6 protein-coding genes and 1 riboswitch are annotated in these 9794 nt (G+C 61.9%); of the genes, 1 reads left to right on the plus strand and 5 read right to left on the minus strand.

Annotation, left to right across the window (positions count from 1 at the left end):
• A partial coding sequence (locus PA598K_RS37485; protein WP_221414199.1) for a hypothetical protein occupies positions 1-235 on the plus strand: 235 nt, incomplete at its 5' end.
• Here PA598K_RS37485 and PA598K_RS32890 read toward each other — a convergent pair.
• The 5 genes from PA598K_RS32890 to PA598K_RS32910 form a co-directional block, all read right to left on the minus strand.
• Entirely contained in the window at positions 222-2672 is a 2451-nt protein-coding gene (locus tag PA598K_RS32890) for a transglycosylase domain-containing protein (RefSeq protein WP_260405733.1), read from the minus strand. The two genes, PA598K_RS37485 and PA598K_RS32890, sit on opposite strands and share 14 nt — an antisense overlap.
• A gap of 369 nt (positions 2673-3041) precedes the next feature.
• The gene (locus PA598K_RS32895; RefSeq protein WP_128660977.1) at positions 3042-5576 is read right to left on the minus strand and encodes a PBP1A family penicillin-binding protein; all 2535 of its coding nucleotides are present in this window, start codon (positions 5574-5576) and stop codon (positions 3042-3044) included.
• Positions 5577-5813: 237 nt separating this feature from the next.
• Positions 5814-7172, minus strand: coding sequence for a magnesium transporter (gene mgtE / locus PA598K_RS32900; protein ID WP_128660978.1), 1359 nt, complete (start codon positions 7170-7172; stop codon positions 5814-5816).
• Positions 7173-7353: 181 nt separating this feature from the next.
• On the minus strand, positions 7354-7902 hold the full coding sequence (locus tag PA598K_RS32905) for an NADAR family protein (protein ID WP_128660979.1): 549 nt from the start codon (positions 7900-7902) through the stop codon (positions 7354-7356).
• 219 nt (positions 7903-8121) lie between these two features.
• Positions 8122-9513: an NCS2 family permease gene (locus tag PA598K_RS32910; RefSeq protein WP_128660980.1), complete on the minus strand. Its 1392-nt coding sequence runs from the start codon at positions 9511-9513 to the stop codon at positions 8122-8124.
• A gap of 127 nt (positions 9514-9640) precedes the next feature.
• A riboswitch (purine riboswitch) is annotated at positions 9641-9740 on the minus strand.
• Between the last annotated feature and the right edge of the window lie 54 nt (positions 9741-9794).

Below are 9794 nucleotides of genomic sequence, written 5' to 3' on the forward strand. Positions count from 1 at the left end.
CATAAATAGAGGTATTATTGCAGTTAAGCAATTCCAGCGACCGCATGAGAATCGAACCTACGTAGGCCATGCTCGAATCGAGAATGGAGCGAGCTTCTGCCTGACGCTCCAGTACACCTTTCTTCCCTTGCAGGCGCGACTCGGCGCTGACCGGACGCTCCAGCGCACCTTTCTTCCCTTACTGCGCTCGATTCTCGCTGACCAGTCAGCTCCAGTGCATCTCATCGCAGACTAAACATAGACGCGCCGGGAATGGCGCCATCGCCGCTCGCTACGACGCCGTCCCCGCTACGCTCCATCTCCTCGCGCAGCCGCTCGCGCTCCTGGCGCTGCCGCTCGGCCTCGCGCTGCTCCGCTTCCTCTTGACGCTCGCGCTCCTTCTCCTCCTCGCGCTCCCGGCGCTCCCGCTCGCGTTGCTCCGCTTTCTCCTGCTTCTCCCGCTCCTTCTCCTGCTTCTCCTGCTCGCGGCGCTCCTCGCGCTCCTGACGCTCGCGGGCCCGCTCCGCTTCACGCTCCTGGCGCTGCCGCTCGCGCTCGGCTGCTTTCTCTTGCTTTTCGCGCTCCTTCTCGAGCTTCTCGCGCTCGCGGCGCTCCTCGCGCTCCCGCCGTTCCTCCTCGCGGAGCTTCTCCCGCTCCTCGCGGTCGAGGCGACTCTCGTAGCGCTTGCTCTCCCACTCGATCAACTGCCGGTCGATCCCCGCGCGGAATGAGTTCCATCGCTTGCTGTCGGCGTACGCCTCAGATACCTCGAACGACTGCACCGGCTCGCCCGCCAGCGCCTTAGTCATCATCTCCCGGAACACCCGCGCCGGATGAGCGCCGCCGGAGCTCTTCAGGTAATGCTCCGCATCCGTCTGGTCATAACCCATCCATACCGCAGCTGTCAGCTCCGGCGTATAGCCGACGAACCAGATGTCCCTAGCGCCGCTCACTCCGCGGAACTCGGCGAGATTGGGCAGCTGCGTCGTCCCGGTCTTGCCCGCGGCTGGACGGTCCAGCCGAGCTTCGCTGCCTGTCCCGTCCTCAATGACGCCCTGCAGCAGCTCGGTCATGCCATAAGCCGTCTCCGGCTGCACCGCCTGTCGCTCCTCGATCGACGCTACCGCCTCCACCGTGCCGTTCTTGCGCTCGATCCGCGTGATCGCATGCGGCGTCATCTGCTTGCCTTCATTGGCAAAAGCGCCGTAGGCGCTCGCCATCTGCAACGGCGAGACGCCTTCGTCCATGCCGCCGAGCGCCAGGCTAAGGCTGGCGTCGCGGTCGGTCGTCGGGATGCCAAAGCGATGGATGTACTCCAGCCCCTTGTCGACGCCCAGCTCGTTAAGGAGCCAGACGGCGGGGATGTTGTAGGAGCGCTCCACCGCCTGCTCCAGCGAGACCACCCCGCGCGTACGGCGGTCGGCATTGCGCGGCTGATAGCCGTCAAAGTCCAGCTCCATATCGACCAGACGCGAGTACGGCTTGTACCCCGACTCCAGCGCGGGCGCGTAGACCGAGATCGGCTTAAACGCCGAGCCGGGCTGCCGCTTCAGTTGGGTCGCATAGTTGAAGCCGCGGAACACTGGGTCGCCCCGTCGTCCGACGATGCCCCGAATGCCGCCTGTAGAGGGGTCCAGGATGACAGCACCGCTCTGGACGATGGTATCGTCCGGACTGGCCGGGAACAGCTCGTCCTCCTGGTAGACCTCCTCCATCGCCTGCTGCACCTTCGGGTCCAGATTGGTGTAGATGCGGTAGCCGCCGCGCAGCAGTTCGTCCTCCGTCAGCCCGTAGAGCGCCTCGGCCTCGGCCATGACGTGGTTCGCGTACGACATATATTGTCCGGCGAGCGCATTGGCAGGCCCGTCATGGAGCTTGATCGGCTCGTCTTGCGCTTGCTGCAGCTCTGCCTCCGTGATGCGCTCCTGATCATACATGAGCTTCAGCACCAGATTGCGGCGCTGCAGCGCTTTGTCCATATCTACGAACGGCGAATAATGCGACGGCGCCTTCGGCAACGCCGCCAGCAGCGCCGACTGGGCCAGCGTCAGCTCCGAGACGTCGACCCCGAAGTACGTGCGGGCCGCCTGCTGCACACCCCATGCCCCTTCGCCAAAATAGATCTGATTCAGATACAGCTCCAAAATCTTGTCCTTGCTATATGTCCGGTCAATCTTGATGGCGATAGCGACCTCCTTCAGCTTGCGCTCGAAGGTGCGCTCGGAGGTGAGGAACAAGTTTTTGGCCAACTGCTGCGTAATCGTGCTCGCCCCCTCGACGACGCCGCCCGCCTGCGCGTTGCGGACAAAAGCCCGCATGATCGCGCCCAGGTCGACGCCGCCGTGCTCATAAAACCGCTGGTCCTCGACCGCAACGATTGCCTCAGGCAGCCATCGCGGCATATCCTCGAACGCCACCGGCACCAACCGCGCCCCGGCCAGCTGCGATGCTGGCTCGCCATGTATATCTAAGATGATGGAGGGCTCAGGCAGCGGCTCCTCGAGCCGCCGGACGTCCTGACCGTTGATCCACATATTGGCCGTCACGAGACTTGCCGTCAGCAGCACCGCGAACAGGATCGCCGTATTGCGCCACAGCTTCTTCGACCGCAAGCGGCGGCCGATCATCTGCATTCCCGCCTTCATCTTCCCCTGTATGTCCGACTCGCGCCATAACTTCCTCAGTCTCTGCAATGATGTCACTCCCCTCGGGTGTTGCGGCATAGTGTCATCTTATATACGAAACTTGTCGCCGTTGGGTTCATCTTCCTACTCTTGTATCATGTCCAGTGTCGCCGCCATGGTCCCATATGCCCACCCGCAGCATGACGCCGCTCAGACGACCACATCCGCGTGCAGCTCCCAGAGCGCGTCTTGCGCAACGCCAAAACCAGCGGCCGCTCCGCCTCGTGGCGACACAACCGCTGGTTCCTGTATCCTATAACGTTCCGCCAAAGGAAGCTTCGTTATGCTAATCGACGCCAAACTGCTGCTCCTGCTGCTGCTCTTACTCTTACTCTTACTCTTGCATTATATTCTGCATCTGACTCTGCTCCGTCCCGGTCACGGCGAGGCTTCGGCAGACTGTCCGAGCGAAGTCGGCTCCACCCCGGACTCCGTCCCCGCCGCAGCTGCTGGCTGGCCCGATACATCCTGGTTGGATACGTCCTGGCCCCCGCTATCCCGGGTCTCCAGACGCTGCCCGGCATCCTGTCCTTCCGGCTGTTGGTCGCCGCCCGACTCCTGACGAGCCCGCTCACGCCCGCCTGCTCCCTCTTGCTGCTGGGATTGCTCACGCGTCTCGCGTCCGCCAGGCCCATCGCGGCCCTCGCTCCCTCCAGCTCCCTCGCGCTCGTCACGACCGCCGGGCCGGGATTCCTCGTCCTCGCGTCCGCCGGCTCCCTCTTGCTCCCGACCCTGTCCGCGCACCTCGCGATCGTCAGACCTCTCTCCCTCGCGTCCGCCGGGACGAGACTCCTCGCCCGGACGCGTCCTGCCTTCGCCGAGCCCCTCCTCCTCAAGGGACGGGTCGGCCGGTTCTTCGTCCCCGAGTCCTTGCTCCTCCTGCTCGCTCCCTAGACGCTCCTGCTCCTCCAGCAGCTCCTGCTGGCGCTCTTGCTCGAGTCGCCGCGCCTCGTCCTGCTCGCGCTGCGCCCGCTCGCTCTGCCGACGCTCCGCATCGCGGCGCTTGCGAGCCTCGCGGACAGCGCGCTGCTCCTCGCGCTTCTGCTGCTCGTACGCCTCCGAGACTTCAAATTCGCTCACCGGCACGCCCTGAAGCGCCTGCGTCATCATCGCCTGGAACACCTGAGCCGGGTAATCGCCGCCGGAGCTCGTCATATAATGCGTAGCATCCGTCTGGTCATAGCCCATCCAGACAGCGGCGACGAGCTCCGGCGTATACCCGACGAACCAGGTGTCGCGGCTGCCGCTCAGCCCCTCGTAGGCGGGCAGGTCAGGGAGCTGCGTCGTCCCGGTCTTGCCTGCGGCCGGTCGCTCCAGTCGCGCCTTGCGGCCGGTGCCCTCCTCGACAACGCCGCGCAGCAGTTCGGTCATCGCATAGGCCGTCTCCGGCTGTACGACCTGGGCCTGCTCCGTCTCAGCCTCGGCCAGCAGCGAGCCGTCTCTGCGCTCGATCCGCGTGATCGCATGCGGCGTCGCACGCTTGCCTTCGTTGGCGAAGACCGCATACGCCGCCGCCATCTGCAGCGGCGACACGCCCTCGTCCAGCCCGCCGAGCGCTACGCTGAGGTTGCGATCGCGCTCGGTCGTCGGCAGTCCGAACTGATGGATCGACTCCAGTCCGCGGTCGATCCCCAGCTCATCCAGCAGCGATACGGCCGGTATATTATAAGACTTCTTCACCGCCTCCTCGAGCGTCACTTCGCCCCGGGTGCGACGGTCGGCGTTGCGCGGGCGGTAGCCGTCGAAGTCCGTCTCCTCGTCCATCAGCATAGAGCCCGGTGTATATCCCGCCTCGAGCGCGGGCGCATAGACGGCGATCGGCTTGATCGCCGAGCCGGGCTGGCGCTTCAGCTGCGTCGCATAGTTAAACCCCCGGAACACCGGCTCGCCGCGCCGACCGACGATGCCACGGATACCGCCTGTCCGCGGGTCCAGGATGACGGCGCCGCTCTGGACGATCGTCTCGTCCGGACTTTCCGGGAACAGTGACGGCTCCTCATAGACCCCCTCCATCGCCTGTTGCACCATGGGGTCGAGATTCGTATAGATCCGGTAACCGCCGCGCAGCAGTTCCTCCTCGGTAAGGCCATACAGCGACTCGGCTTCGGCGATGACGTGATTGACATAGGATTGATATTTTCCGTTCAGCTCATTGGGCGTCCCTTCATTCAGCTCCAGCGGCTCGGCTTGCGCCTCCTGCAGCTCCGACTCCGTGATCTGGCCCTGATCGCGCATGAGCGTCAGCACGAGATTGCGTCGCTGCAGGGCACGCTCCGGATCGACGAACGGCGAGTAGTGCGACGGCGCCTTCGGCAGCGCCGCCAGCATGGCCGATTGGGCCAGCGTCAGCTCCGACGCGTCTGCGCCGAAGTACGTTTTCGCCGCCTGCTGCACACCCCACGCCCCTTCGCCAAAATAGATCTGATTCAGATACATCTCCAATATTTGCTGCTTCGTGTACGTCTGCTCGATCTTCATGGCGATCGCCACTTCCTTCAGCTTGCGGTCGTACGTTTGCTCCGAGCTGAGGAACAGGTTTTTGGCCAGTTGCTGCGTGATCGTGCTCGCCCCCTCGACGACGCCGCCGGCTTGCGTATTGCGGAAAAAAGCCCGCGCCATCGCCGTCGCATCGACGCCGCCGTGCTCCCAGAAACGCTGGTCCTCCACCGCGACGATCGCTTCGAGCAGACGCGGCGACATCTGCGCGATTGCGACTGGCACCATCCTCGTCCCGGAGAGCTGAGAAGCGGGCTCGCCATGGACATCGAGGATAAGCGAGGGCTCGGGCAGCGGGTCCTCGAGACGATCGATATTTTGGCCATTGATCCACACCGAGGCTGCCCCGAACGTAGCGAGGCCCATCATCGCCAGTGCGACGAGCGTATTGCGCCAGAACTTCCAGGATTTCAACATGGTGACTTTCCCCTCCGCTGCTACACGAGCTGTCGATCGCATGAGCGATGCGGACGCTCTTAATCTATCCCGATATTACACGGCGGAGAGGCGCTCGAAACACGCCCCCAACGCAAGCGGCCCCCCACATAGCCGGGCAGGGGCGTCAACGTCCGCGCCTGACGCTCGCATTCGGCGGCAATTGGGAGGACGAAACGTGACCCATGGGGCCTTGATGGAGGGCAGTCTTGCAAGTGCTCAGACCAAGTAAGAGATGAACAAGGTGGCGATGCCAAAATAAATAAAGAGCGACAGCACGTCGTTAAGCGTCGTGATGAGCGGCCCCGAGGCGACTGCCGGGTCGACGCCGAGACGATTGAGCAAGAGCGGCACGACCGTGCCCGCCATCGTCCCGATGATCAAGGTGCAGATGAGCGAGAGGCCGACGACGAACCCAAGCATCAGATTGCCCTGCCACAGATAGATGAGGAACGTAATGAGCAAGCCGCAGGTGAGTCCGATCAGGACGCCGACCATCAGCTCGCGCCGCACCAGAGCGAAGATCTCCTGCGCCGACAGCTTGCGGCTGATCAGGCCGCGGACGACGACCGCCAGCGACTGCGTGCCGGTATTGCCCGTCATCCCCGCGATCATCGGCATGAAAAAGGTAAGCGCGACGACCCGATCGAGCGTCTCCTCGAACGTGCTGATAATCGACCCCGAGACGAGGCCGATGAACAGCAGCAGGATCAGCCACGGGATGCGGCGCCCGGCCGCGATATGCGCCTTCGTATTGAAGTCGATGTCCTTGCCGCTACCGGAGAGCTTCTGGATATCCTCATTCGCTTCCTGGATGACGATATCGATAATATCATCGACCGTGATAATACCCGAGAGCGCACCGTTGTCGTCGACGACCGGCACCGCCGTAAAGTCGTAGTCGCGGATGACGTCGGCGACATGCTCCTGGTCCATGCCGACATGGACAGAGATGACGCGCGTGCTCATAATGTCGCTCATCCGCTCATCCGGCGTTGCCAGAATAATGTCCCGATAAGAGACGACGCCCAGCAGCTTCCGGGCCTCGTCGATGATGTACAGATAGCTGATCGTTTCGGAGATTTTGGCGAAGTCGCGAATTTTCTCGGTTGCTTGCCGTACCGTATAATGCTGTGGAATCCACACATACCGGTTCGTCATGATGCGTCCCGCCGTCTCCGGCGGATACGTCATCAGCTTGCGGACGGCGCCGGACTCCAGCACGTCCATCGAAGAGAGGAACTCGTCCCGCTCCTCGTCGGTCAAGGAGTCGAGAAAGCCCGCGAGGTCGTCATTGTCCATCTCGTCCATGACCTCGGCTGTGCGCTGGGGACCGATCAGATGGAACGCTTCATTCTGCTCCTCCGTCCGCAGCTCCTGGATCATGTCCGTCAGAACCTGCGTGACAAGCGGCGCCAGGAACAGCGGCCGCAGCTCCTCCTCGATCCCGCGATACAGCTCCGCCAGGTCAAAGGGATGCATATCCTCGATCAGACGCTGGAACTCCTCATGACGTTTGCTATTCAATAGAAGATTCGTATGCACGATTAACTGCTCGGTTGTAAAGTTCTCAAACATGACGATTCCCGCCTCCAATCCCGTTCAACCTGAGAGAGGACGGCATTCGCCGTCCTTAAGCTCGCTGGCGAGCCCGTATCCTTCTACCATCCCCTTAGTATATACCATTCTTAACCACGCCATCATCCGTCTTTACCAAACCAACACAACAAAATTGCCAATCCTGCTCGCTGCACCCGGCCTAGGCGAAGCTGTCCCTGACCTCCATCAGAGCAAAGCCCAACCCGTTGCGGCCTCTCCAGCGAAGCGGGTCGCTCGCGTCGGGGTGATCCTGGGCCAGTCCGATACCCCAGATCGTATCAACCGGACTCGCTTCGACCAGCACGCGACCGCGCGTTGCTGTCAGCACCTCTCTGAGCTCGTCGTTCTGTTCGAACTTTGCCTGCGTAGCGCGCTTGACGATGTCGTAGCTCCGACGCTCCCACTCTGCCGGATCGAACGGCGACACCGCCCGTCCGAGCTGCTTCATCTGCTTCGGATCGGTCGCCAGCATGATCGCCGCCTCGGTCTCCGTATCGCCGAATAGCCGCGCCTTCTCCGCCATCATGTACTGCTCTGCGCAGCTATATCTCTTACCGTCCAGCACGAACTCGCTTGGCCACCACTGGCTAAAGCAAGCCTGATTGACGCCCCCGTCCCGGGGCGGCGTATGTCCCCAGAACATCACATACTCGAAGCGTTGCCCGGCCTGGACAGCCGCCTTTAATCTCTCCCAATCGTATGCTTCCATGGATATCCCTCCTCGTCATTTTGGACCGACCAACAGGCCACACGTCCTTATCCAATGTCAAAAGGGAGCGACGATGCGCTCCCTTTGCAGCTTACTGATCCTTCTGTTTACTGATTCTACTGTTCGAGCGCAACGCTCAGACGATGCCAGGCGCGAGCTGTCGCATCGCGTCCTTCCGCCAGCAACCGTCTCAAGCTTTCGCTACGCAGGCAGTTCTTCCTAGTGACCGTCCATAAAAATGTACCGGGCAACGATGAGGATGGCCAGCACCCACATGAGCCAGTGTACGTTGTACTTCTCCTTGGCCTTGCCGCTCAGGTTGGCGATGACGGCCAGCACGACGTAGAACACGATGCCGAACGAGATGCCGTTGGCGATGTTGTACGTAAACGGCATAAGCGCAATCGTCAGGAACGCAGGCACCGCATAGACCATGTCCGAGAAGTCGATCTCCTTGACCGACTGCATCATCAGCACGCCGACGACGATCAGCGCTGCCGCTGTAGCCGAACCCGGCACAAGCGCGATCAGTGGGGAGAGGAACAGCGCGAGCAGGAAACAGAGACCGGTCGTTACCGCAGTCAGACCGGTCCGGCCGCCCTGGGCGATCCCGGAAGAGCTCTCGACATAGGCTGTGACCGTGCTCGTGCCGAGCATTGCGCCGCCGCTGACGCCGATCGCGTCGACGAACATCGCTTTGCCGACCTTCTTGCGACCCTTCTCCTTGTCCTTCATGAAGCCGGCGCGGTTCGCCGTGCCGACGAGCGTGCCGAAGGTGTCGAAGAGCTCGACGAACGTAAAGGTTAGGATGACCGTCACCAGACCAACCTCGATGACGCCTGCGAAGTCGAAGTGCCAGAAGTTCAGCTCGGCGAAGTTCGGCGCCCAGCTCTTGCCGCTAAGTGCCTTGTTCACATCGACATTGCCGATCAGGATCGCGACGATCGTCGTTGCGATGATCCCGAACAGGATCGCGCCCGGCACCCGCAGCACCATCAGCACAGCGATCAGCAGGATGCCGAGCACCGTCAGCAGCACCCCTTGGTCATGCAAGTTGCCCATGTGGATCACGGACTCAAAGCCTTGCAGATTCGTGAACATGCCTGCCTGAACAGGGTCCACCGTCTCGACAGCAATCGTCAACAAGCCGCTGTTCTTCAGACCGATGATCGTGATGAACAGACCGATACCGACCGTGATCGCATGCTTGAGACTGTCCGGCACAGCGACGAGCAGCATCTGCCGCAGCTGCGTGATCGTCAGCAAGACGAAGATCAGACCGGAGATGAAGACGGCGGTGAGCGCCATCTCGACCGAGATCGGCTTGCCGGTCGCGGCCGACGCGAGGACGACCGAGGCGAAGTACGCATTCAGCCCCATGCCGGGAGCAAGCGCGACCGGGAAGTTGACGAACAGTCCCATCGCGATCGTGAAGATGCCCGCCGAGAGAGCCGTGGCCAGGAAGACCGCATCCCAGCTAAGGCCCGTCGGCTCGAGGATGCCCGGGTTGACGGCCAGGATGTAGGCCATCGTCATGAAAGTCGTCAAGCCCGCCATAATTTCCGTTCTGACATTTGTTCCGTTTTCCTTCAGTCGAAAGAAACGTTCCATTTTTCTTGTTCCTCCCCAATACGTAGTGAACAAAAAATAAACCTGCAAGATCAGCCTTGTCGCCAAGGCATCTCCTCCAGGTTCACGCAAAACGGCAACAGCAACCGGTGCGAGCGGCTTCGCGCCGACGTCCATTGCCGCTTTTCGTAGCCAGATCATTACGGTGACCTCGTAGAGACTTCCGGGCCGATCCCCGGAATTATACGAAAAGATATGCTTTTTTGTTAGTGTAGTCGCAAGCTGCGGGCACTAGGGCGTGTATGCACACCCGCTCAGGGGCA

The organism is Paenibacillus sp. 598K (genome assembly GCF_003851045.1).
In the GTDB taxonomy this organism is placed as follows: Bacteria; Bacillota; Bacilli; order Paenibacillales; family Paenibacillaceae; genus Paenibacillus_D.

Bases quoted from the DNA above. Each gene is read 5' to 3' on its own strand.
- PA598K_RS32895 (WP_128660977.1), bottom strand. From the start codon at position 5,576: ATGTTGAAATCCTGGAAGTTCTGGCGCAATACGCTCGTCGCACTGGCG.
- mgtE (WP_128660978.1), bottom strand. From the start codon at position 7,172: ATGTTTGAGAACTTTACAACCGAGCAGTTAATCGTGCATACGAATCTT.
- PA598K_RS32910 (WP_128660980.1), bottom strand. From the start codon at position 9,513: ATGGAACGTTTCTTTCGACTGAAGGAAAACGGAACAAATGTCAGAACG.
- PA598K_RS32905 (WP_128660979.1), bottom strand. From the start codon at position 7,902: ATGGAAGCATACGATTGGGAGAGATTAAAGGCGGCTGTCCAGGCCGGG.